The sequence below is a fragment of the Tardiphaga sp. 42S5 genome, from assembly GCF_034044155.1.
Lineage (GTDB): Bacteria > Pseudomonadota > Alphaproteobacteria > Rhizobiales > Xanthobacteraceae > Tardiphaga > Tardiphaga robiniae.
This window is the reverse complement of the sequence record NZ_CP139027.1, coordinates 2674253-2698673: the sequence shown is the minus strand read 5'-3', so window position 1 is coordinate 2698673 and position 24421 is coordinate 2674253. Positions and strand designations below refer to the sequence as shown.

The window sequence follows — 24421 nt, the reverse complement described above, 5'->3', positions numbered from 1 at the left end:
AAAGGTTAACGAGGCGTTACGCTGTCTTTGCCGGCGGTGCCATGGCATGCTAACCGCTGCATTTTGAGAGCGTGGGAGCATTCGTCATGGTTGAACCGATCATGTATCTGGCGATCGGTTTTCTGGTCTCGATGCTCTGCGGCCTGATGATCATGCCGCTGGTGCATAACCGCGCCGTCCGCCTCACCACCCGCCGGCTCGAAGCCGCCACGCCGCTGTCGATGGCGGAAATCCAGGCCGACAAGGACCAGCTGCGCGCGGAATTCGCCATGGCGGCACGCCGGCTGGAAATGAGCGTCGACCAGCTCAAGAACAAGACCACCAGCCAGCTCGCCGAACTCGGCAAGAAGTCTGACGCCATCAACCGCATGAAGCTTGAGCTCGGCGAAAAGAACGCCACGATCTTCGCGCTGGAAGCCCGTGAAGCCGCCGTGAAGGAAAAGCTCGGCCTCACCGAGGCCGACTTCACCAGCAAGACGGAAGCGTTGCGCGCCGCCGAACAGGCCTTGAGCAACAAGCAGGCCGAACTCGCCAAGCTGAACCACGACCTCTCGGACCGCTCCATGGTGGCCGACACCCGCCAGGTCGAACTCATTGCTGTGCGCGCGCAGGTCGAGGAATTGAAGGGCCGCGTCGGCGATGCCGAAAAGGAATTCGCCAATACGCAGCACCGACTGGAGCTGCAGCGCGGCGAATCCGACACCGCAACGCGCGAACTGACCGAGGCGCGCGCGCGCGTCGAGAATCTCAGCCAGCGCGTGACTGATCTGGATCAGCAGCTCACCATCCAGGTACGCGAAGCCGAACAGCTCGGCACCCGCGTCACCGATCTCGAGAGCCAGCTCTCGACCCAGAGCAAGATCCTGGCCGAGCGCGATTTTGAAAACAGCCAGTTGCGCCAGGCCAATGAGGCCGCCGAACAGATCGCGCGCGACCTGCGCGTCGAGCTCGCCGCCATGAACGGCGCCAAGGGATCGCCCGTCATCGAGAAGCTGCGCGCCGAGAAAGCCGCCGTGGAAGCCGAGCTCGCCACCGTCCGCGACGAGCGCGCCAAGCTGCAGCGCGACCTCAACGGCGTCCATCAGCAGGCCGAGAGCGCATGGGCCACCGAGCGCATGGAAAACGCCCTGCTGCGCGAGCGCATCAACGACATCGCCGCCGAAGTGGCCAAAATGGCGATGACACTGGAAGGGCCGAATTCGCCCATCGAGGCAATTTTGGCCGCCGCTCCGGCGCCCGCGGCCCAGCCGCGCCCGGCCAATGACGCAGGTTTCGCCCCCAACAGCACCCTCGCCGACCGGATCCGGGCGCTGCAGTCCCATGCCTCCCGCGCCACGCAGCCGGGCTAAATCGCGGGCCAGGAACCCGGATCGGCCGCCCGGCCGGATGGGGAGACTTATTGTGCGGAGTTGCGGCAGGGTTCGCTTGACACCCCCGCCCCCTATTCCCTAAATCGCGCCACTGACGTCAGTCCCCGCCGGGCCATTACCGCCCGGCCTTTTGGTCTGTACGGCATCCCGGGCGCATAGCTCAGCGGGAGAGCGTTCCCTTCACACGGGAGAGGTCCAAGGTTCGATCCCTTGTGCGCCCACCATACATCCCTTTGCTTTCTTTACGATTTCGGATGGCGGTGTACTTCCTCCTCCAGCGTGGTAGCGAGCAACTGGCAAGCACCAGCTTGTTCAACGCCTTCGCCGCATCCTTCAGGTAGTCCGGTCGAACGCCATGTGGGTTCCTTTGGTGCCCGGCCGCTGGTGGCCGAGCTGCGTTGCCACGTCCCACCCACTCACCCGGCTCTTGCACATCCACCGTGTCACTGTGTGGCGCAGTGAGTAGGATTTCACCCCGTCATCCAACCCTGCGGCAGTCGGTCCCGCGCCCTCAAGGTGGCGCTCCTGCGCAACCCAGATTTCCGGTGCTCGGGCGGTAGAATGGCCAAGCGCATACTGCCGGAAGGTAGACCCCGCTGGATTGCCCGAAACTCCAGGTTGAGACGGCGTACCGACCGGGCTACCGTCCGGTCGTTCCTTCACAGCTGCTTTTCCGCTGATTACGCGCTCAACTTATATTCCTTTGGCAAGATAGCTGGAGACCTCGTGACAACCATTCCTAATTACACAACAGAAGAAGACTTCTTTTTCAAAACTCCGCCGTACACAGAGTCGCTGCTTTCGCTGGAGCAAATGTCCGGTCTATTTTCTGACGCTAGCATGAAGGTCGATGGATTTTGCCCCACGTGTCGACAGGTGCGCACTTTCAAACGATACAGCGGTACAAGCAGCCCGGAGTGGGTGCTAAAATATGGTCAGGGCAAAAATTTTGCCACGCTCGGCACCTTGATTATCCAATGCACGAGAGTCGAGGCTCATCAGATCACATTTGACTTTCACTTGCGAGCGGGCCGCCTGCAGAAAACGGGCCAGTGGCCATCCTTTGCTGATATCGCATTGGATGAAAGCAAGGATTACTCGAAGCTTCTAAGCAAGCAGGATTCGGCTGAATTTCATAAAGCGATTGGGCTTGCTGCACATAATGTCGGAATAGGCTCGTACGTCTATTTGCGTCGCATCTTTGAGCGGATCATCATCAATCGCTTTGAGGAGTTTAAAGCTGCAGAAGGTTGGAAGGATGAACAATTCTACGCTGTAAGGATGGAGGACAAGCTCAAGCTCTTGCACGACCACCTCCCGCCCTTTTTGGTAAAGAACGCGAAGATCTACTCGATCCTCAGTTTAGGTATCCATGAGCTGGAGGAAGAACAATGTTTGGGCTTCTTCAAGGTGCTGCGTCAGTCCTTGATCCTCATTCTGGAGCAAGACAAGAAACTCAAAGAAGAGCTACAGCTGCAAAGGCAGCTTGAGAAGGACATTGCAGGGTTCTCCCCCAAGCCAGTCGTTGACCCCGAACTGTCCTTAGCGACTCTCGGCAACCTACCAACTGCTCCTGAGAAGTGAGGAGCGATGGCGAACAGCATCTCAAAGCTTCGCGATCTAACCAGCGCACCGGCCACTGCCGAGCACCAGGAGGACTTCAACAAGGCCGTTTCAGATGACGCCGATGATCGAGGTGTATGCCTTATACTCACCGCCCAGCTTGAGAACGAACTGGACCGCGCAATAGATCACTGGATCGACAATGGCGACAAGAAGCTCAGAGATGAGCTTTACGGTGGAGATGGCCCTCTGGGCACGCTCTCCCGTAAATGTGCGTTCGCAGCAGCCATCGGGTTAATCGGCCCAATAACCCGGGAGAACCTTAGGGCGATACGGAATATTCGAAATGCGTTCGCGCATGCCAAACGGCCTATCACTTTCGACACAGACGAGGTCGCTGCGGTATGTGGCGAGCTGAAGACGATCAATATCTACGACCCTCCCCGTGAGATGGCCCCTATTGATGACCTGACGCCGAGGAAGCAGTTTGAAACGGTTGCGGCTCAAACAATGATACGGCTAACGTCATACACAGGCTTTGACGTTCAGTTGAAAGATGACGACGGAAAACCAGAGCTCACCCTCAAGAGTGAGCCACTACCCTGAGGTTCGGCCTCTCCGTCACACGTCACGAGTGCGCTGAAGCGACCACTCAAGTGCGGAGGACTGCTCTTCCCGTACGCGTCGCGTTGCAGCTTCATGCTAAAAATATCGGCATGGATTCGCGATGCAGCCTTTCACGCTGCCCCTATGAACACTTAAGCAGACGAGCTCATGGACCCGCTTGACAGTCCCAATTCCAGGCCAGTGCGTCTGGCAGCGCATTCATCACCGCAAGGAATTGCGGCTGATCTCGTTGCCGTGCTGGTGGCCGTGACCTCGGGTGAGCCTCGTGTTCTAACGATCCAGGATCAGCGCGCCCTGCCCTCCGGGCCTTTCGAACTCGCCCATCGTTCGCTGCAATCGGGGCTACGTGCCTGGGTCGAACGGCAGACACGGTTGCCACTCGGTTATGTCGAGCAGCTCTACACCTTTGCAGATCGTGATCGCGCTGGCGCCACAGGGCAGCATGTCATCTCGATCAGCTATCTTGGCCTGACACGAGAACAACCGACATTCGGCGAACACGAGGCCAGATGGCGCGGCTGGTATGATTACTTCCCCTGGGAGGATCATCGCGATGGCCCGCCGCCGCTGGTGGAGAAGGCTCTGCAGCCAGGGCTCAAAGCCTGGGCTTCCGCAGCATCCGATCGGGCGGCGCAGCGCGCTCGCCGGCAGCGCGCCGCCATGCTCTTCGGTTTCGAGGAGCACAGCTGGAACGAGGAACTGGTTCTGCAGCGGTACGAACTACTATATGAGGCGAAACTGATCCCGGAGGCGACGCGCGGAAATTCCGCAGCATCCACGTCTACCCATGCGGCTTTATCGAACACGCCGGGTCACCCCATGATCCTGGACCATCGCCGGATTCTGGCCACTGGAATTGCAAGACTCAGGGCCAAGATCAAATACCATCCTGTCGTGTTTGAATTGATGCCGGACACATTCACGCTGCTGCAATTGCAACGCTGTGTTGAGGCGCTGGCCGGACGGCAAGTGCACAAGCCGAATTTCCGCCGCCTGATCGAGCAGCAGGAACTCGTTGAGGAAACTGGCGAAACCAGTCAGGACACCGGCGGACGTCCTGCAAAGCTCTTCCGCTTTCGCCGTGCCGTCCTTGCGGAACGCGCCATCGCCGGAACCAAACTTCCCGTCTCGGGGGCTTGACAAGGCTTATACTCGATTACAGTATAATATATGCTCAACGAGAGTATATGATATGCTGTCGATACCCGAACTGCGTCCTTCGGAACATCTCTATGCGAAAGTGCGCCATGCGATCCCCGCGATCGAATGGTCGATGCTGTCAGAAGGTATCGACGCGATCATCGCGTTGAAGAAAAGCCGCAACGCGGTCATCCTTGCCCACAACTATCAGACACCGGACATCTTCCACTGCGTCGCGGACATTGTCGGCGATAGCCTCGCTTTGGCGCGCGAAGCAATGCACGTGGAAGCAGACGTCATCGTTCTCGCCGGCGTTCACTTCATGGCCGAGACGGCCAAATTGCTCAATCCGTCGAAGACCGTGCTGATTCCCGATCGCGGTGCCGGCTGCTCGCTTGCCGACTCCATCACGCCCGAGGACGTGAGGCTGCTGCGGCAAACTTATCCCGGCGTCCCGATCGTGACTTATGTGAACACCTCGGCAGCGGTGAAGGCCGAGTCGGATATCTGCTGCACCTCGGGCAATGCCAAGGCGGTGATCGAGTCGCTTGGCGTTGAACGCGTGATCATGCTGCCGGACGAATATCTGGCCAGGAACATTGCCGCCGAGACCGCAGTAAAAGTAATTACCTGGACCGGGCACTGCGAGGTGCACGAGCGCTTCAGCGCCGAAGAGGTGCGGCAATTGCGCGACAACCACCCCGGTGTCGTCGTCCTGGCGCACCCGGAATGCCCGCCGGACGTGCTGGCGGAGGCTGATTTCTCCGGCTCCACGGCCGCCATGTCGTCCTATGTCGCAAGCAAACGACCACCGCGCGTCGTGCTTCTGACGGAATGCTCGATGAGCGACAATGTCGCCATCCAGTACCCGGATCTCGAATTCATTCGTCCGTGCAATCTTTGTCCACACATGAAGACGATCACGCTCGGCAACATCCGTCACGCGTTGGAGACGATGCAGCACGAGGTTACGATCGACGACGGTGTCGCAGCGCGCGCACGCCTCGCGGTCGAACGAATGCTGGCCGTCACATGACAGCGTTGCACGATACGAACGGCGCTCCCGTCATCATCGGCGGCGGCATCGCCGGCCTCATGACCGCCCTGGCGCTGGCGCCGCGGCCAGTATTGCTCCTGACCGGCGCACCCCTGGGCTCGGAATCGTCGAGCGCACTCGCACAAGGCGGCATCGCTGCCAGTATCGGGGCGGATGATAGTACTTCGCTGCATCTGGCAGACACACTCGCCGCCGGTGACGGTTTGTGCGACGAAACCATCGCAGCCTCAATCCTCGCCGCCGCGCCCGCCGCGATCGAACAGCTGGTGCGGCTCGGCGTCATTTTCGATCGGGATGCCAGCGGCGAGATAGTCCTCGGCCTCGAGGCCGCGCATTCGCGCCGCCGGATCATCCATGCCGGGGGTGACGCAACAGGCCGGGACGTTATTCGAGCCCTGGTCCGCAAGGTCCACGAGACGCCTTCGATCACGGTGATCGAGGGGGCTACGGCACAGCGCCTGGTCGTCGAGGACAATGCAGTGGTGGGTCTTCTTGGCCATACCGGTCGAGGACCCGTGCTCTTTGCCACCGACCGTGTCGTCATCGCGACCGGTGGCATCGGAGGTCTGTTTCTGCATGGGACGAATCCGGCTGGATCCTTTGGCCAGGGCCTCGCGCTCGCAGCACGCGCCGGCGCCGTCATGGCCGATCTTGAATTTATCCAATTCCATCCGACGGCGCTCGACAGCAAGTCCTCTCCACTGAAACTCATCAGTGAAGCCGTACGCGGAGAAGGCGCGATCCTGATCGATGGGAATGGCGATCGCTTCATGGGCGGTGCCCCCGGCGCCGAGCTTGCGTCCCGCGATATCGTTGCACGTGCCGTCTGGCGGCACATCGCGGCGGGGCATCGGGTTTTTCTCGACGCAAGGGGCGTGAAGGGACTCGACTTTACGCGGCGTTTCCCGGCCATCACGGCACTTTGTCGCGACGCAGGAATCGATCCGGTTACGCAGCCAATCCCTGTCCGTCCCGCTGCGCACTACCACATGGGCGGCATACTGGTTGACCGGACCGGGCGGAGCTCCGTCGACGGTCTGTGGGCCTGCGGCGAAGCTGCCTGCACTGGCCTGCATGGCGCAAACCGGCTCGCCAGTAATTCACTCCTCGAGGCGGCCGTGTGTGGCGGCTGGGTTGCCGAGAATATTGCCGCAACGACCTCCACCCGGCGGCGCCAGCCAATGTTGCCCGATGGAGTAACAGACAGCGACCCAACTTTAGTGCGCCCTATTCTGTCGCGTGCCGCAGGCGTGTTGCGCGATGGCGAAGGCCTGCGTGCCGCCGCTCGCGCGCTCTATCCGCTCGCGATCTCGCAGCAAGCTGCAAGCGACCCCGCAATCGTCGGCCTGATGATCGTGATCGCTGCCTTGCGCCGCCAGGAAAGCCGCGGCGCGCATGCACGTACCGACTTCCCGAAGCACACGAGTCTGGCGCAGCGTTCGACGCTGCGCCTTGATAACGCGCTTCAAACCGCGCGAGACGACATCCCGGAACTCGTCGCCTAACCCAAAGGATCGCCATGACGCCCTCACCGCTCCCCCATGTCATGATCGAGCCATTGGTTCGCATGGCATTGCTCGAAGATCTCGGACGAGCCGGCGATCTCACGACCGATGCGATCGTGCCAGCCGACCGACGCGCCACAACACTTCTTGTTGCGCGCCAGCCCGGCGTGGTGGCCGGGCTCGACCTCGCTCGACTCGCCTTTCAACTGATCAATCCCGCGATCGAGGTGCATATCGAGCGCAACGACGGCGTAGTCCTGGCGCCCGGCGACGTGATCGCCACGATCACCGGCCCGGCGCGCGGTATTTTGACCGCTGAACGGGTCGCATTGAATTTCCTGTGCCGCCTGAGCGGAATCGCGACGGCAACGGCATCTGTGGTTGCCGCGGTCCGAGACTACCAGACGAAAATTGTCTGCACGCGCAAGACAACGCCAGGGCTGCGCGCCATCGAAAAATATGCGATCCGCGTTGGCGGTGGCAGCAATCACCGGTTCGGCCTCGACGATGCCGTGCTCATCAAAGACAATCACGTCGCCATCGCCGGCAGCGTAACCGAGGCGCTGAAGCGGGCGAAAGCTGGCGTCGGCCATCTGGTCAAGATCGAACTCGAAGTCGATACGCTCCATCAGCTGCGCGAGGCGCTCGATCACGGTGTAGACGCCGTGCTTCTCGACAATATGGATCCAGCGACGCTCACGGAAGCTATCGCGATGGTCGCAGGTCGGGCGGTTACCGAAGCCTCTGGCCGCATCACGCCCGTTACAGCGCCACACATCGCTGCGACCGGCGTCGATCTGATCTCAATCGGATGGCTCACCCATAGCGTTAGCGTTCTCGACATCGGGCTCGATTTCAAACCGGACGATTTGAAGATGTGAGTCAGGCTATTGATGTTGTTGCGGTCGAACTCAATATCAACAGAAAGCCTCAGCAATTATCCCGATTGCAACTTTTACCACTAGCTTCGTCGATCCCGCGCCGCCTGGCCTTCGTCCTCTAGCCAGAGTCTCTCGGGAGACCAAAAGCATCAGATCTTTTCACTGCTCGGCGCAAAAATGCACATCCGATCGGTAAAGCACCGTCACGTTCTAACTTCGCGTGGCGACGTTCTTCAACGCCTGAGTATCGAGAAGGACAAGTGTACGATTCTTGACTAGAACCCAGCCGCGATCGGCCCAAGCGGATATGATTTTATTTGCGCGCTCCCGCGAAATTCCCACCATCTCGCTGACGCTCTGTTGCGTCATATTCACCACAGGGGGTCCATCCATTTGCACATTCGGCTCCGCAAATTTTATGACGATATGGGCAAGACGAGCCTCCAGGCCGTGAAGAATTACCTCTTCCAGATGCTCGCTTGTCCATCTCAGGCGGGCGCATAACAAATCAATGAACTTAGCAGCCAAAGCCGGCTCGGTTCTAACCAGGGGGATCAGATCGCGCCGCGCAATTCCCCAGATCTCACAATCGCTATTCGCGATTGCATCCGTTGTTCGGTCGAGGCCATCCAAAACAGCAATCTCGCCAAATGTCTGACCGGCACTGATCAGATTTAACACCGCGCTCTTACCGTCAGGGGAGGATGCACACATCCTCACCGAGCCTTCCACAACTCCGAACAGGCACGTCCCAGGGTCTCCGCGTCGAAAAATGTAGTCTCCCCGTTCGAAGGTCTGGAAAGACGCGCGATGAAACAGCTGGGCAACCGTCTCGGGCGCGAGGTCGCTGAAGATCGCGTTCATACGTATGGCCGCCTGACGGCTCGCTGAGCTCGCTGCCTTCGCTTTCGACACCGCGATGTTCCCTGTGCTCCGCACCGGTCCATAATTAGGGTCTGTTTGGACGTCCGCACCGATCCAGCCGGCCAGCCCCTAGCCGCACAGCCAGTGGTGAGCCCGGACCTGGCGCCTTTGTGTCTCCTCTTCTCACGATGCGCTGTACGTCCGGACGATCGCAGGCAAGCTGCGAGATCATCAATTCCGAGATCAATCGCGTCACCTGGGGAGCCGCCACACTTGTCCCATTCATCGTCACAACGGACCCACTGCGCGTGCCCGCGGCGAGCAGATTTCTGTACACTGGCGACTCGTCTCCGACTGCCGACACGTCGGGGCTGCGGATTGGGGACGCGCCACCCGCAGTCGCGCGTCCTCCGCCCCCCGAATATTCGCTGACATCCTTGTCACTGCGACGATATGCACCCGCAACGATCGCGCGCGTTCCTGTTGCCAATGCGTTGATTGTACTTTCCCTCCGGACCGGGCTGGAGCCCTTGTCGTCTTGCTCCAGTCGTCCGGCAAGGTCGAAACGCACGTAATCCTTGTCCTCAAAGCGAGATTGTCGCCCTGACAACGGATAGCCAAACGGCGTGTCGCCGCGCTGAATCCAGACATCGACTGTCGTGGCTGCCCTCTTGTTTTTGAACTCGATCAGCCACGTCCCGGACGGCGCCGTACGTGGAGGAGTTGTAAGAGCAGCGGTGGGCGCCATGGCAAGGAATATCTGTGATCGCTCCCCGACTGTAGCATCGTATTTCGCGAAGAACCGGAGCCGGCCTCCTACGCGCCACTGCCAGTCCTGGTTAGCCCCAATCCAGGGACTACGCTGGTTCGTCGGAGTGGTAATCCTTATGGCGATTTCGGGCCGGGACTTCTCTGTTGGCTGTTTGGGCAGCCAGAGCTCCATAAAGCTGTTGGCCTTATCGTCAGGCTGCACGCGCCACTTCAAGCGTTCGGGCTGCTGGCTACGGACTGATACCTGAGGCAGTTCGACGAAGGCATGACATCGCGCCAGATAGTGATTTCCGGCTGGCAGAACGACCCTGAGCGGTACGGTGCGTGACGCTATCAACTCATCGATCGCAGCTTCGAGCTGCGACGTGCCGTCGTGCGGGCCTGCAATGGTCCCATAACTCAAATTGATGACCACAGGGATTGGCCCCGTCCCTTCGGCGGCCGAAATCTGATCCGCACGGCTGAGTACATAGGAAATAGCGGCGTAGACATTCGGAGTCAGGAATGCGCCCGACGTCTCCTCTGTCACCCACTTCGGCAATTGAACGCCGATAATATAGGGAAGGCTAGGATCTTCAGGAACCGCATGCTTCGGATCGCGCCCGCAGGCGATATCCATGACATGCGTTCCGTGCTTAGCGCGGCGAGCAACCAGCTTCTGGCCGGCCAACCGATAGAACTCATCCTCATCCAGCAGTCCAGTATGCGTGCAGGACGTCAGCAGCCGATTGATCTCGTTCTCCTGCAGCTCGCGCCCCCAGCCGAAGCCCGTCGGCATGCCTGTATTTGTGTGATCATCCTGGTTCCAGAAGTACTTCACCCGTGATCGGCCATTCCGAAAGCGGAATCTCTCATGCGCGAATGCCAATCCGTCATCGATGATCGCAACAATTGCCCGCCGCGACGGCCTTGTGGCAGGCAACGGCTGCTCGATCGGGTCCGTCTTCTCGAACAGATGTGTCGTCGGCGTTCCAAGCTCGATTCGATTGATCGAGGGCAGCAGGGGCGCAAACCGTTTGGTCTCTCCGCGCGATACGTTGCCGCCAACAATTGCGGAAAGAGCCTCGCGCCTTGCGATCGCCATACAGCATGTTAGATCGGCACCTCTCAGCGAGGGTGGCGCCCCTCGATAGACCGCAGGAATTCGAATGGACTGATCCAGCCCCGAGCTCACGACGGAACGGGCAAAGGCTTCCGCTGGTCCATCAAGCTCCAACAAGACCCAGAACCACTCACCCGGGAGATAAGCGAACTCGGTCAGCACTGCCCATTCGAGATAAGGTGAAACCCGCTTCTGCCCTTCTGCCATAACGCACACCTCGCGAATGCGATCGCCCTACCGCCATTACCTAGCAACTACTTCACCTCTGCCAACGCCGCGTCCCACAACCACTTCAGAATCGGTGATACGGCCGGCGGCGTGGAGGCAATAAAATCGACATAGGGCGGATCGATCAGGGGACTCGGCTTTTCCTGCCCGTTTGCTGGATTATAGAAATCATGGAAATCGAAATCCTGAGTAGCTGCGTATCGCCCGCCGTCAAAACGCCAGGCGTTGAACCTCGCCCCCCCTTTCGCCCGCAGAATGAAATAGCGGGCAAGTGACAGTCCAAGCACCTGACCGGCCGCAGTGTCGACCGGGAAATGGACACCCGCCACTGTGCGGTTGACCGCGATGCGTGCTGCCTGTCGCATCAACTGCTCACCTAGTCTCGGTTCGCGCCCGTACAGCTCCCACAGGATGCGCGCAATCATGTGATTTTCGGTTGAGTGACCGCTCGGAAATGTCCCGTGGCCCGGCGTCAGAATGATCGGTTGAACCTGAGACGACAGCTCATATGGTCGCCAGCACGCCAGAGCATGCTTGATGCGCATTTCCACCGCGGTCGCAAACCGAAGCGCAGCATCGAGCAGCTCGATCGTCTTCTTGGTGCGATCCGGATGCAAGTTCACGACCGAACTCCAGAACGCATATTGAGGACCGAGCTGGGTCACGATTTCTGAAACACGATCCTCGCGAAGATCGGAATATTGATCCAGAAACTCCAGCTGTCCTTTAAAAGTGTCGACCGGCGGGCGAATCAAAGTCGCTATCCGGCTCGATTTCGCTTTGGGGGACGGATCTGTCGCTGTGGTTTGAACGTGGAACTGCCAGACCGTGACCGACTTCTCGCTCGGTGTCCGGGAGACGTTCTTGCCCTGATGCTTGTAGCTGAATCTCTCCGAGTGGCTCGTAAAATGGAGGTGCGACAGCAGTTCGAAGTCGATGACCGCCGCCCGCACCCACGACTCCCAGAGCGCGAGGTTCTTCTTGTCGTCCAGCGCACGTGGCGACCGATTGACGGTCTGACCGAGCCAGCTTCCAACGATACCATCGCGGTGCTTGACGAGTGCATCGGCAACCAGCGGCGATCCATAACTGCCGTAGGGCCCAGCGCCAGCACCGCCCGCGCCGCCTGCCCCTCCGGCACCGCCCGCTCCCCCAGCACCACCGGCGCCGCCTGCGCCCCCCGCACCTCCTGCGCCGCCTTCAGGACCCATCGTGCACATGTTTTTGCTCCCGTTCTGCTAATTCGGTACACCAGCTCCCTGCAATGCGCTCGACCAGATGCGACCGGTTTCATATCCCCCACTGGGGTGACGCTCGCGATATTTCGCGACGGTCAAGCCCGGCTCGAGTTTCATCAATTCGGTCACCGTCTTGCGTGCCTCTTGATGAAGGCCGAGTTGCCATTGCGCGATGGCCAGCGCGCGAAACGTGGATGTATGCGTGCGATTTGCGCGCAACGAACGGTTGGCAAGATCGATGGCACGCTTGTATTGCCCGGCGGAGAGAGCAGCCGTTGCGGCCAGAGAATCGTAGAAGTATCTGTGAGGATCCAGCGGCGACAGTTTCAGCGCGTGCTCGGTGTGCTCGACTGCCGACTTTCCTGCATCCTTGAAGGCGAGAAGCGTTCCCTTTAGCAGCCACGCCATCGCATCGTTGGGATTGACGCGCAGCGCGAGGTCATACTGCTCCTGCGCGACGTCAAATTGTTTCAGCAGATTGGTATGAGCAAAGCCCATAACCACCAGCGCGAGGGAGCAGCGCGGATCGGCACTCAGCGCTCGCCGCCCGCAATCGAGCGCCAGTTGCGTATCCGCACTCCAGTCATCGGTCCATCCCTGCTGGACCCGCAATATGTGCCACTTGGCCATCCATGCCCATGGCACGGCCTGTCGGGGCATGCGCTCGGTCAAGACCTGGAGCATCTGGCGCGATCTGTCAAAATCCTGCACCGAAAGGCGATGCATGAGCGCGATCGCCCCCATCAACAACGTGTAGCTCTCGACGGTCGGGAGTGATTGCGACTGTGCACGTTCAAGCTCGCGCGCCATGATCGCCAAGCTGACCGCCGTCACAATACCCGCGACAGCACCGTCCTTTCCGCTGATCAAAGCTGTCGCGCTACAAACGAACGAATCAGACCAAACGATCGTCAGATTCGACGAAGATGCCAGTTCGAGGTTCACCCGCAACTTGCTTCCGGCCTTGCGGTAAGAGCCCGACAGAACGTAGTTCGCCGTTAAATAGCTGCTGATCTCCTCGACCGAACTATCCCGCCCGCGAAAGACAGAGGTCGACAGGCGCGAGATCACGTTCAGCTCCGATGAACGCGAAAGCGCGGATATGATTTCGTCGGCGAGCACTTCCCCAATGACCCGATGTTCCGGACCATCATCCAGCCCGGTAAAAGGCACGACCGCGACAGTGGCGCGCAACTTCGGCATTGATACAGCACCTGGCTCGATCACGGGTCGCGGCCCTGGTGGGCCGACACGATACGCTCGAACGGGTTCATGCACATGTTTAAGGTAACAAGCTCCCAAATCCTCGACGTCGGCATCCAATACAGGCACGAGTTGGTCGCGAACATCGGCCGATACAACAATTTCCCCTGGCCCCGCTAAACCTGTGAGCCGGGCTGCAAGGTTAACGTCAGCCCCGTAAACATCGTGCTCGTCAGCAAGAAGATGACCGACGTGAGCTCCTTCACGCACGAGGATATACTGATCTTGCGGAACGCCTTCATTGATAACCGCACACGCATTCTGGACTGCAAAGGCAGCTTTCACCGCGAGGGGAGATTGAGGGAATTCCATCAGGAGCCCATCCCCAAGGCTCTTTACAAGCCGCCCCTCGAACCGCGGCAGGATATCTTCATCTATCGTTTTAACGAGTTTACGCCATCGCTGTACGGTGCTGGCCTCGTTCTCTTCCATCAGTCGCACAGACTCGACCACGTCCACGAAGAGCAGTGTGCGCACCACCCATTCCGGATTCTCGAATGCGAGTGAAGCGCTTGATCTAGCCATCAGCCACGCTGGTCACTGTTCTGATCCGCACTCTTGTGCACTAATGCGCACAAACTCAGTATCACGCTCGGTCGACTGCAAGGCGCCGCGAGAAAGCCGAAAATCAGGACTCAAATGGTACGCAGGCCATCCGCGGGCGGATCGCACTCAATTTTACCCGCCAAGAACTTGTCAGCTAGACTTGAACAACGGCGATTTCAGGACGCCGCTCCTGACGACTAGATTGCACTCACGTCGCCACGTGACTCGACTTCGATACGCCAGCCGTCGTCTTCAATACCTGCCGCCGGACCGAATGGTGCTATCCCGATCATAGACCAGGAGTTCTTCAGCCGGCAACTACGACCTGCGCGTAGCGATGGCGCCTCCGCCCCTGGGGATGGATGCATATCGTTAAAGCCTGAAACGATTTGCTTCACGATGGCAGGGACGGCGGCGGTCTGCCCAACCACGATCGCACACATGAGAACGGCGCAAATCACTCCGGCCCTGATCATCAAGCGGTGGTATAATCGACGATAGGATTGCTCCAGTTCATCTTCCGATGCACTCATGATTGCCTCCAGATAAGGCACATAGCCTTACTGCATCCCGCCGGAGGTGGATGTGACGAGCGTCACATCCCGGGATGATTTTGTCTGATTGCCGATGCTCTTTGTCTCAGCCTCGCCGCCCCTTGAACCAAAAGATAGCGTATCAGGCTACGCGTGGCTTCGAGGAAGCGCAGCATACTCCTGGTCGTAGCTGGCGTAGGATTCCTTGAGCGTCGCCAGATTGAGCAGCATCGTCGCGACCAGCGCGTTCGAGCTATCGAAGACTTCGGTGCGGACCCACAGGCTCTCGGTGCGCTTGCTGCCGGACATAGCGACGACCTTGCGGTCTAGGCGGTAACGAACAGCGGACCTCGCAGCAACCGGATTTCCTGATCAGCGAACAGGCCAACTGCCGGCCCCTTGACCGGCAGACGATCCTTCTTGCTGCCGTGCTGAAACAACACACTGAGCATTTCCATCGGAATGATCGCGCGTCCCCATGGCGAATTGCCTGCGCTCTCGGGCGCGTAATATGGCGACGGCTCGGTGATGACCTTGAGCTTCTGTTCAAGCGAGAATGGATAGAGCTCGCCCATATTCTGATCGAAATCAATCCGAACCGTCTGCGATGCGGTGGTCATGCCGAGCTTGATGTCGCGCAGGATTACGGCATCACTCAGCGACTTTAGCTCAGTGAGTCGGATATCCAGGGCGGAGGCTGGCGCATCGCGGCCGATTGAGGCACTGCCGCGCAACACTTCGGTGCCATCACGCTTCGCCATCCTGATCGTGCAATAATGCCCGCCATCGATCGGCTTTTCGACAACGGCCTGTACCTCCTCGCCCTCAAAGGCGGCAGCGCGGTAATGCGCCGAGATACAGCCCGTCTCGAACCAGTCCTTGCCCCACAGTCGTTCGCAGAGCGGTGCAAACTGGCTGAAATGGGTCGGGCCCTCGATGGTCCCGCCCTTGAAGCCGAGCTTCTGCGCGGTGGCATCGTCATGGATGGATGCGTGAGAGTCGTAAGTCTGCGCATGGAGCATCTGTCGGGGCTGTCGCCACGGACCGATCAGTGCATTTCCGGCGTCCTCAATCACCGTATCGAATGCTTTTGATATCATTGGAAACTCCTCCGGGAATGTGAGCCGTCGGTTCGTTGTGGCTACCAGGTATCGACACAGGGGCGCTTGCGACCCTCGCGTTGCGGCGGCTTCGGCACCGATCGCAGGCCGGCCATCACCCAGCGGCGCGTTTCCGCGGGGTCGATGACATTGTCGATCTCGAACACCGAGGCGATCGAGGTCGCCTTGCCGTTGGCATAGAGCTCGGCGACCTTGTTCTTGTAATAGGTCTCGCGCTCCACCGGATCGGCGATCGCCTCCATCTCCTTGCGGAAGCCGAGCCGCACGTAGCCTTCCAGCCCCATGCCGCCGAATTCGCCGGTCGGCCACGCCGCCGTGAAGAATGAGGCATGGAAACCGCCGCCGATCATCGACTGCGCGCCGAGCCCATAGCCCTTGCGCAGCACGATGCCGAACAACGGCACCGTGATGCTCGCGCCAGTGACGAACATGCGCGCGACATGGCGCACGATCGCGGTCTTCTCCGCCTCCGGCCCAACCATGAAGCCCGGCGTATCACAGAGCGACACGATCGGAATGTCGAATGCATCGCAAAGCTGCAGAAAGCGCGCGGCCTTGTCGCCGGCTGCGGCATCGATGGCACCGCCGAGATGTTTCGGATTGTTGGCAATCAGGCCGAATGGCTTGCCTTCAATACGAATGAACGCGGTGATCATGCCGACGCCGAAATCGCGCCGGATTTCGAGCACGGAGTCCTCATCAGCGATCAGATCGATCACCGCGCGGATGTCATAGACGCGCAACCGGTTCTCCGGGATCGCACGGCGCAGCAGCCGCTGATCGGGCGCACGCCATTCGGTGACGGCGCCCTGGAAGTAGGACAGATATTTCTGCGCGGCCCGTGTCGCTTCCTCCTCGTCCTCGACGAGAATATCGACGACGCCGTTCGGCGACTGGAACGACACCGGCCCGACTTCGGCCGGATGATAGACGCCGAGGCCGCCGCCTTCGATCATCGCAGGACCACCCATGCCGATCGAGGCGTTCTTCGTGGCGATGATGACGTCACAACAACCGAGCATCGCGGCATTGCCCGCGAAGCAATAGCCAGACACCACGCCGACCACCGGCACCAGTCCCGACAGTTTGGCGAATTGCACGAAAGATGGCCCGTCGAGACCCGTCATGCCGAGCCGGTCGGTATCGCCGGGACGACCACCGCCGCCTTCGGCATAGAACACCAGCGGCATCCGCCATTGCTCGACCAGCGACAGCATACGGTCGATCTTCTTGTGGTTCATATGGCCCTGGGTGCCCGCCAGCACGGTGTAATCATAGGAAATCACCATGCAGCGCGCATCGTGCTCGCCGAACTTGGCGGCATTGACGGTCGCGACGCCGGCGACCAGACCATCGGCCGGCGTATTCTTGATGAGATCATCGACCGCGCGACGGCGCCGCTGGCCGGCGATGGCGAGGCTGCCATATTCCATGAAGGAGCCGTCATCGACGAGTTGCGCGATGTTCTCGCGCGCGGTGCGCTGATTGGTCTTGCGCCGGCGCTCGACCGAAGAGGGCCGGTTTTCATCGAGCGTGATCCCCTGGCGAGCGATCAGTTCGGCAAGGTCGGGACGAATGTGGTCGAGATCGATATCGGCTTCTTCCGTGGCGAGGTCGCCGGCCACGTCCTGAGGTTCGATATACAGAATGGGCTCGCCCTGCATCAACGTGACGCCATCGGATGCCGCGATCCGGGTGACGCGACCGCCCTGCTCCGCAGTCACCAGATGCTCCATCTTCATGGATTCGATGATGGCGAGTTGCTGGCCGGGCCTGACAACATCGCCTTCGGCCACCGGAATGGACACGACCGTGCCCTGCAGCGGCGCCGCGACCGGGATCGATCCTTCCGGCGCGGGCTGTACGACGCCGGCGGAGGTCCGTGCATCACCGGTTGATCCGCTGGCGGCGAATAGCGGCTTGCCCGCTGTCAGTGTGGCAGCGACCAGATCGGCGACGTTGCGATCGATGAAGCTGGTGTTGATCCGATTGGCCTGGAAATCGGCGTTGGCCAGGATCGCCTGCATCAGCGGAATATTGGTGGCGACGCCCTCGATGCGAAATTCGCGCAGGGCTCGCGTACCCTTGGCGATGGCGTCGGGCCATTTCGACGACGGCGTGTGGACGATCACCTTGGCCAGCAACGAGTCGAAGGCAGCGCTGGTCTTGTAACCGGCATAGCCGAACGTATCGACACGCACGCCCGGGCCTGACGGCGGTTCGAAAATCGCGAGCGTACCGCCGGTCGGCTTGGTGGCGCCGGTGACATCCATGGTCTCCATATTGATGCGGAGCTGCATGGCGAAACCGCGCGGGCTCGGCACCGACGCCTGATCGAGGCCGAGCGACGCCAGCGTGGCGCCACCGGCAACGGCAAGCTGCGACCGCACCAGATCGACCGATAGCACTTCCTCGGTCACGGTATGCTCGACCTGCAGCCGCGGATTGGCCTCGATGAAGGCGAAGGCACCGTCGCCCTCACCAGCTTCGCCATCGACCAGAAATTCGAACGTGCCGAGGCTGTCATACTTCGCCTCCGCCGCGAGATTTTTGGCGGCCTCAACGATGCGGCTGCGCAATTTGTGTGACAGCGACGGGCTCGGCGCAACTTCGACCAGCTTCTGATTGCGGCGCTGAATGGTGCATTCACGCTCCCAGAGCTGACTGATATCGCCGTGACGATCACCGATGATTTGCACTTCGATATGACGGGCATTGCGAATGAGACGCTCGACATAGACGCCGTCGCTGCCGAAGGCCGCCTTGGCTTCTGACTGGCAACGCGCATAGGCGTCATCGAGATCCTCCGCATGCTCGACAACGCGCATGCCGCGGCCGCCGCCGCCAGCCATAGCCTTGATCATCACGGCGGCATTGCTACCCAGCGATGTGAAAAACGCTTTCACCTCATCAAGCGTCGAGGGGCCCGTGGTGCCCGCGATGATCGGCACACCACAGCGCTTTGCGAGTTGCTTGGCCGCGACCTTGTCGCCGAACAGCTGCAATGCCGCGGGTGACGGGCCGACAAAGGTAATGCCCTCTTCGGCGCAGCGGCGGGCCAGATCGGCGTTCTCGCTGAGAAAGCCGTAGCCCGGATGCAGCGCGTCACAGCCGGTGGCTTTCGCGGCACCAATCACACCTTCGATATCGAGATAAGCACGCGCACCACGGCCGGGGATTTCCATGGACTCGTCAGCGATCCGTACATGCAGCGAAAGCGCGTCATCGGCCGGATACATCGCGACGGTGGCAAGGCCGGCGTCCGCCGCGGCGCGCGCGATACGAATGGCGATCTCGCCGCGATTGGCAATCAGCAACTTGCGAAAGGGCATCAAAACTCTCCGTGAACAATAGACGCGATCCGGGGTGGCATCATCCACACCCGGGGCCATGTAACGTTTCGATTTACTGCGGCGCGTTGGCGTCGAGTTCCTGCTTCTTCACCTTGCCGGTGCCGGTCATCGGCAGCGCGTCGATAATGCGGATCTCAGGCACCTTGTAGACGGCCATCCGTTCGGCACACCACGCCTGCAGTTCCGCTGGCGTGACGGTGCCCCTCTCTTCCGGCTTGAGCTGGATGAAGGCGACCGGCACTTGCCCCTTGCTGGCATCTTCACGGCCGACCACGCCTGATCCGAGAACCTTCGGATGCTGCCCGAGCAGCGCCTCGATCTCCGGCGGGAATACACTCATGCCCTTGACCTTCAGCATCTCTTTGCGACGACCGAGGAAATGCAGGAAGCCGTCGGTATCGATGGTGCCGATATCACCCGTCCGCAGCCAGCCATCGATCAACGACTCCGCTGTTGCTTCCGGCTTATTCCAGTAGCTCTTCAGCAGCGATGGTGTCCGCACGAGGATCTCGCCCTCGCCGCCGAGCGGTACGAGTTCACCTGTCTCGAAATCGGTGATCTTGAACTCGGCGCCGGGCACCGGGAGCCCAACGAAGATCGGCTGCGACAGCAGATCGAAATCATCATCCTGGAAGCCAGCCGTGAGGGTGTTGGATGTATGGGTCTCGGTCATTCCCCACGACGCTTCTGTCAAGATCGTGCCGGTGAGATCCTTCCAGCGCTTGCGATAGGCCGGATTGAGCTTCTTCACGAAGGACACGACGCGCACCTGATTGAGCGACGACAGGTCGAATTCCTTGAAGCGCGGATGGTCCATCAGTTCGACAGCGCCATCGACCGGCATCGCAGTGACATTGACCTTGTAGCGATCGATGGCCGACAGTGCCCCGATCGCATCCCAGCGGGCCAGCAGGACAAGCGTTGCGCCGGTAAACATCGGAAAGATCAGGCCGAAATTCTCGCCGGCAATCCAGAACTCCGGGAAGAACGACAGAAAGACGCTGTCTTCATTGGCGACGACGGAGATGCCGTGATTGGCGGCGGCCGTATAGACCATATCGCGCTGGGTGTGCACGCAGCCTTTGGGCATGCCGGTGGTGCCACCGGTGTAATTCAGCGCAGCGATATCATCGAGCCCGGCGGGCGGCAGCGGCCTTGGCGCGGGCAGCGCAGCCAGCGCCGGTAACAGATCGGTCGCACCTGAGATGGCAATGCGCGGCACACTGATCGAGTCAGGAACGGGAATGGTCGGCTTGGCCGGAAGTACATCCGCAAAACTGGTAACGATCACTTCGCGCAGCTTGGAATCGCTCCGCACCTGGTCGACCACAGGCGCCAATTGATCCAGCGCCACGATGACCTCGGCGTCGGTATCATTCAACTCGTAGGACAATTCGAACGCGCGTGACAGCGGGCTCACTGGCACATGAATGGCGCCGAGCTTGAGGATGCCGAAGAACACGATATGGAATTGCGGGCAGTTCGGCAGGAACACCGCGACACGGTCGCCCTTGCGGACGCCCTTCTCCATCAGCAACGCTGCGAAGCGATCACTCTGCGCGTCGAGTTCGGCATAGGTGGTGACGTGACCGTAAAAGATCACTGCAGGCTTTTCAGGATTACGCTTGGCCCACGCGCGCAAATATTCGGTGAGCGCCACCTCGCCATGCAGATATTGCGGCTTGTCCGGCGTGCCCTTCGGCCAGGCCTTAGCCCACAGCTCGTGCAGCATGGCGAGATATTCAGTTTCTTTGGCGCTTGCGGTCATCACCGTCGTCCTTGTTCTTGATCTTGGTCAGTTGCGTTTCATGGTCGGGTCGAGCGCGACGCGCAGCGATTCACCCAATGTGTTGAAGGCCAGTGCGGTGAACAGGATGGCGAGGCCGGGCGGATACATCTGCTCGGGCGCGATTTCCATGTTCTGATAGGCGCGCGCCAGCATCGAGCCCCAGCTCGGATCCGGCGGCTGGATGCCGAGGCCGAGGAAACTGAGGCTCGCTTCCGCCAGCAGCGCCGCGGCCAGCAACAGCGTGACCTGCACGATGACGGGCTGGATCGCGTTCGGCAGCACATGACGCCAAAGAATGCGTGGCGTTGATCCGCCGAAGCAACGCGCGGCATCGACATAAAGCTCATTGCGCACCACCAGCGTGCGCGCCCGGACGAGGCGCGCCAGTTGCGGCGAAAACACGATGCCAACCGAGATCATGCCGTTCGTGAGGCCGATGCCGAGCGCACCTGTCACGGCGATCGCCAGCACGATGGCCGGGAACGACAGGAAGCTGTCGATAACACGGCTGATCACCGTATCGACCCAGCCGCCAAGATAGCCGGCGAGAATGCCGACAGGCACGCCGATCAGAACGGCGATCGTGACCGCAAGGAAGCTCGCATAGAGCGACGCCATACCGCCATAGATCAGGCGGCTGAGCGTATCGCGACCGAGATCGTCGGCGCCCAGCCAATGTTGAGTCGACATGGTCGCCAACGCCGCGTCGAGATCCTGTGCGGCCGGCGCGTATGGCGAGATCCACGGGCCGAGGACCGAGATCACGAACAGCGCGACGAGGAAAGTCAGGCTGAAAGCACCGCGTAGATCACTGACGAACCAGCGTACAAAACCCGAGAAACGTCCCGGCCGACGCTCGGGAGCCATCACAGCATCCGTCATGATGAAATCCTCGGATCGAGGACGCTGTACAGAATATCCGTGAGCAGATTGAGCGTCACGACGATCAGGACCATGGTAAACACGACGCCCTGCACCACCGGGAAATCGCGGTTCATCGCGCCGTTGACGATCAATCCGCCCATACCGGGAATCGCGAACACCGCCTCGACCACGACGGTCGCCGCAAGCAGGCGGTTCGCGAGCAGGCTGACGACGGTGAGCAGGTTGACGCTGACATTCTTCAAGCCGTGACGCCACAGGATGGACGATGGCGGCAACCCTTTGGCATGCAGCGTGCGAACCTGTTGCGACGACAGTATCTCGACGAGTGACGACCGCAATTGCCGCGCCACCTCGGCAATGCCGCCGGACGCAAGCGCTACCGCCGGCAGGATGGCATGACTGAGCGACGCCCACGGATCTTTCATGAGCGATACTGCACCCGTGGCCGGCAGCCAGTTGAGCTGCAGCGAGAAGAACGCCACCAGCAGCATGCCAAGCCAGAAATTCGGTACGGCAACACCGAGTGAGGCAATCGCCATGACGAAGCCGTCGATCCACGAGCCGGGCTTGGTTGCCGCGGCAATGCCCAGGGGGATGCCGACCAACATCGCCATGAACAGCGCGAGTGCGACGATCAGCAGCGTATGCGGCAGGCAGCGCTGGATCGAGGTCAGCACCGCTTCGTTGGAAATCAGCGAGCTGGAGAGATCGCCATGCGCTGCCTTCCAGAGCCATGAGCCATATTGCAGCAGGAATGGCTGGTTCAGGCCATAGAGCTCGCGGATTTCGGCGATCCGCTGCTCCGACGCATTGTCGCCAGCAAGCGTCACCGCAACGTCGCCCGGCACCAGCTTGAGCAGGCCGAACACGATGAAGGTCGACAGCACCACCACCGGGATTGCCTGCAGCAGGCGACGACCGATGATGCGGAGACGTCCGGAATTCAACATGCGCAATTCACACCAGTTAAGGCGCCGCGATGACCGCGGCGCCGGTTGCTGTGTCCGATGGATTAGCCGAGCGAGATGTTTTCGAATTTCGGCTTGCCGAGCAGATTGGGCTTGAAGCCCTTCACCTTGGCGGACAGCGCATCGAGTTCAAACTGGAATGCGAGCGGTGCCGACAGGGCGTTCTCCACCGTGAATTTCTGGATCTTGGCGAACACATCGGCGCGCTTGGCGAGATCTTCGCTGACACGGCTCTCCTGGATCAACTTCGACAACTCCGGCTCGCCGCTACGGCCCGCATTGTAATAGGCGCCTTTGTCAAAGCTCAGCCCGTAGGTCATGCTCGGATCAGGACGCCCGGTCCATGCCGAGACAAGAAGGTCGAACTTCTTCTCGGTGGCAAAGAACTGCGCGCTGATTTCGGCGATGGTGCCGCGGGTGAATTTCAGACGGATGCCAGCCTTGCCGAGCTGATCCTGGATCACCTCGCCACGCCGCACGGAATCCTGATCCATATAGCCGCCTATGGTCAGTTCGAGACCATCCTTGTAGCCGGCCTCAGCGAGCAGCTGCTTCGCTTTCTCCGTATTGTTGGGATACATCCCCGCGACGTCCTTGTTGAACGCCCAGTGCGAGCTCGGCAGCGTCATGCGCGCCGGTTCGCCAAGGCCGTTGAGCGCCGCCTTGACGAAAGCATCGCGGTCGAGCGCGAAGTTGATCGCCTGACGGACCTTGACGTTGTCGAGCGGTGCGCGGCCGTAATTGAAGTAGACCTGAATACAATACAACGTCGGCGAGCTGACAGTTTCCAGATTCTTGGCGCGCTCGATCACCGGCTTCAATCGCGCTGGCAGCTGGAACGCCATATCGTTCTGGCCGGCGACGACCGAACGCAAAGCGGTAGCATTTTCCGGGATGATGTTGAATTCGATGCCGTCCAGATAAGGTCGGCCCTGGCGCCAGTACTGATCATGGCGGGTGACGACGATGATCTCGTTGTCATTCCAGCGTACGAATTTCCACGGCCCGGCGCCGACCGGCTTGCGGTCGGTCTCATTGCCGAGCGCTTTGATATTGGTCGGCGACACCATCATGCCGGCGCGATCCGACAGGATCGCCGGCAGCGCGGTGTCGGGATTCTTTAGCTTCAGCGTCACCTGCAGCGGACCGGTGACCTCGACCGCATCCACACTGGACAGATCGGGCTTGACGTTGGAGCGCTGGTCGGTGCGGTTGCGCTCGAGGTTGAATTTGACGGCCTCCGCATCCATCGGTGTGCCATCGTGGAATTTGATGCCGGTGGTGATGTCGAGCACCATGGTCTTCGGATCGGGAAACGCCCATTTCGCCATGCCCGGCTTCGGCTTCAGCGTCTCGTAGTCCCACTCCACCAGCGTGTCATACATGGTCCACAGAATGCTGTGGTCGGAGCCGGCGCCGCCGGTGGCCGGATCGAGCGACGACGGATTGGCCGGCGCAGCGACCTTCAGCACGCCGCCCTTCTTGGCCTCTTGCGCCCAGGCCGGCAGGCCGAGTGCGCCGGTCACGGCAGCGCCGCCCATCAGCGCCAGAATGTCACGACGGCGTAGCGTCCGCTTGCTGAGGTCGATGGTGGTCATTCGAAAATCCTCCCGTTGA

Annotated in this window: 17 protein-coding genes, 1 tRNA gene and 1 pseudogene; 8 read left to right on the top strand and 11 right to left on the bottom strand. The window is 60.4% G+C overall.

Features of this window, described 5'->3' with window-relative positions:
- Positions 1 to 86: 86 nt before the first annotated feature.
- The 8 genes from SFY93_RS12555 to nadC all read left to right on the top strand — a co-directional run bounded on the left by SFY93_RS12555 (position 87) and on the right by nadC (position 8143).
- Entirely contained in the window at positions 87 to 1349 is a 1263-nt protein-coding gene (locus SFY93_RS12555) for a coiled-coil domain-containing protein (RefSeq protein WP_320447342.1), read from the top strand.
- A 170-nt stretch (positions 1350 to 1519) separates the two neighbouring features.
- Positions 1520 to 1594, top strand: a tRNA-Val gene (locus tag SFY93_RS12550).
- A 502-nt stretch (positions 1595 to 2096) separates the two neighbouring features.
- Complete coding sequence (locus SFY93_RS12545; RefSeq protein ID WP_320447341.1) at positions 2097 to 2954, top strand: hypothetical protein; 858 nt, start codon at positions 2097 to 2099, stop codon at positions 2952 to 2954.
- 6 nt (positions 2955 to 2960) lie between these two features.
- Positions 2961 to 3539 carry a DUF4145 domain-containing protein gene (locus SFY93_RS12540; protein ID WP_320447340.1) on the top strand — a complete coding sequence of 193 codons (579 nt, stop codon included), beginning with the start codon at positions 2961 to 2963 and terminating at the stop codon, positions 3537 to 3539.
- Between the two features lie 168 nt (positions 3540 to 3707).
- On the top strand, positions 3708 to 4700 hold the full coding sequence (locus SFY93_RS12535) for an NUDIX hydrolase (RefSeq protein WP_320447339.1): 993 nt from the start codon (positions 3708 to 3710) through the stop codon (positions 4698 to 4700).
- A gap of 52 nt (positions 4701 to 4752) precedes the next feature.
- The gene (nadA, locus tag SFY93_RS12530) at positions 4753 to 5736 is read left to right on the top strand and encodes a quinolinate synthase NadA (RefSeq protein WP_320447338.1); all 984 of its coding nucleotides are present in this window, start codon (positions 4753 to 4755) and stop codon (positions 5734 to 5736) included.
- The gene (locus tag SFY93_RS12525; RefSeq protein ID WP_320447337.1) at positions 5733 to 7262 is read left to right on the top strand and encodes an L-aspartate oxidase; all 1530 of its coding nucleotides are present in this window, start codon (positions 5733 to 5735) and stop codon (positions 7260 to 7262) included. Before nadA ends, SFY93_RS12525 begins: the two co-directional genes overlap by 4 nt.
- Positions 7263 to 7276: 14 nt before the next feature.
- The gene (gene nadC / locus SFY93_RS12520) at positions 7277 to 8143 is read left to right on the top strand and encodes a carboxylating nicotinate-nucleotide diphosphorylase (protein ID WP_320447336.1); all 867 of its coding nucleotides are present in this window, start codon (positions 7277 to 7279) and stop codon (positions 8141 to 8143) included.
- Between the two features lie 210 nt (positions 8144 to 8353).
- Here the strand turns inward: nadC and SFY93_RS12515 are convergent, their stop codons facing one another.
- From SFY93_RS12515 to SFY93_RS12465, 11 genes and pseudogenes are all read right to left on the bottom strand, one after another.
- Complete coding sequence (locus SFY93_RS12515) at positions 8354 to 9007, bottom strand: Crp/Fnr family transcriptional regulator (RefSeq protein WP_320447335.1); 654 nt, start codon at positions 9005 to 9007, stop codon at positions 8354 to 8356.
- A gap of 85 nt (positions 9008 to 9092) precedes the next feature.
- Positions 9093 to 11087: a S8 family serine peptidase gene (locus tag SFY93_RS12510; RefSeq protein ID WP_320447334.1), complete on the bottom strand. Its 1995-nt coding sequence runs from the start codon at positions 11085 to 11087 to the stop codon at positions 9093 to 9095.
- A gap of 47 nt (positions 11088 to 11134) precedes the next feature.
- Positions 11135 to 12328, bottom strand: a complete 1194-nt coding sequence (locus SFY93_RS12505) for a phosphatase PAP2 family protein (protein WP_320447333.1) — start codon at positions 12326 to 12328, stop codon at positions 11135 to 11137.
- Positions 12329 to 12346: 18 nt separating this feature from the next.
- Positions 12347 to 14086: an adenylate/guanylate cyclase domain-containing protein gene (locus tag SFY93_RS12500; protein ID WP_320447332.1), complete on the bottom strand. Its 1740-nt coding sequence runs from the start codon at positions 14084 to 14086 to the stop codon at positions 12347 to 12349.
- A gap of 266 nt (positions 14087 to 14352) precedes the next feature.
- On the bottom strand, positions 14353 to 14688 hold the full coding sequence (locus tag SFY93_RS12495; protein ID WP_320447331.1) for a hypothetical protein: 336 nt from the start codon (positions 14686 to 14688) through the stop codon (positions 14353 to 14355).
- A gap of 147 nt (positions 14689 to 14835) precedes the next feature.
- Positions 14836 to 15788, bottom strand: a pseudogene (locus SFY93_RS12490) (hypothetical protein).
- Positions 15789 to 15829: 41 nt separating this feature from the next.
- The gene (locus SFY93_RS12485) at positions 15830 to 19141 is read right to left on the bottom strand and encodes a carboxyl transferase domain-containing protein (RefSeq protein WP_320447330.1); all 3312 of its coding nucleotides are present in this window, start codon (positions 19139 to 19141) and stop codon (positions 15830 to 15832) included.
- A 73-nt stretch (positions 19142 to 19214) separates the two neighbouring features.
- Positions 19215 to 20930, bottom strand: coding sequence for an AMP-binding protein (locus tag SFY93_RS12480; RefSeq protein ID WP_320447329.1), 1716 nt, complete (start codon positions 20928 to 20930; stop codon positions 19215 to 19217).
- Positions 20931 to 20957: 27 nt separating this feature from the next.
- Positions 20958 to 21833 (bottom strand): ABC transporter permease, encoded by an 876-nt coding sequence (locus tag SFY93_RS12475; protein WP_320447328.1) that lies wholly within the window; start codon positions 21831 to 21833, stop codon positions 20958 to 20960.
- Positions 21830 to 22786, bottom strand: coding sequence for an ABC transporter permease (locus tag SFY93_RS12470; protein WP_068737345.1), 957 nt, complete (start codon positions 22784 to 22786; stop codon positions 21830 to 21832). The genes SFY93_RS12475 and SFY93_RS12470 overlap by 4 nt, the downstream gene beginning before the upstream one ends.
- A gap of 62 nt (positions 22787 to 22848) precedes the next feature.
- Positions 22849 to 24402, bottom strand: coding sequence for an ABC transporter substrate-binding protein (locus tag SFY93_RS12465; protein WP_320447327.1), 1554 nt, complete (start codon positions 24400 to 24402; stop codon positions 22849 to 22851).
- Positions 24403 to 24421: the final 19 nt, after the last annotated feature.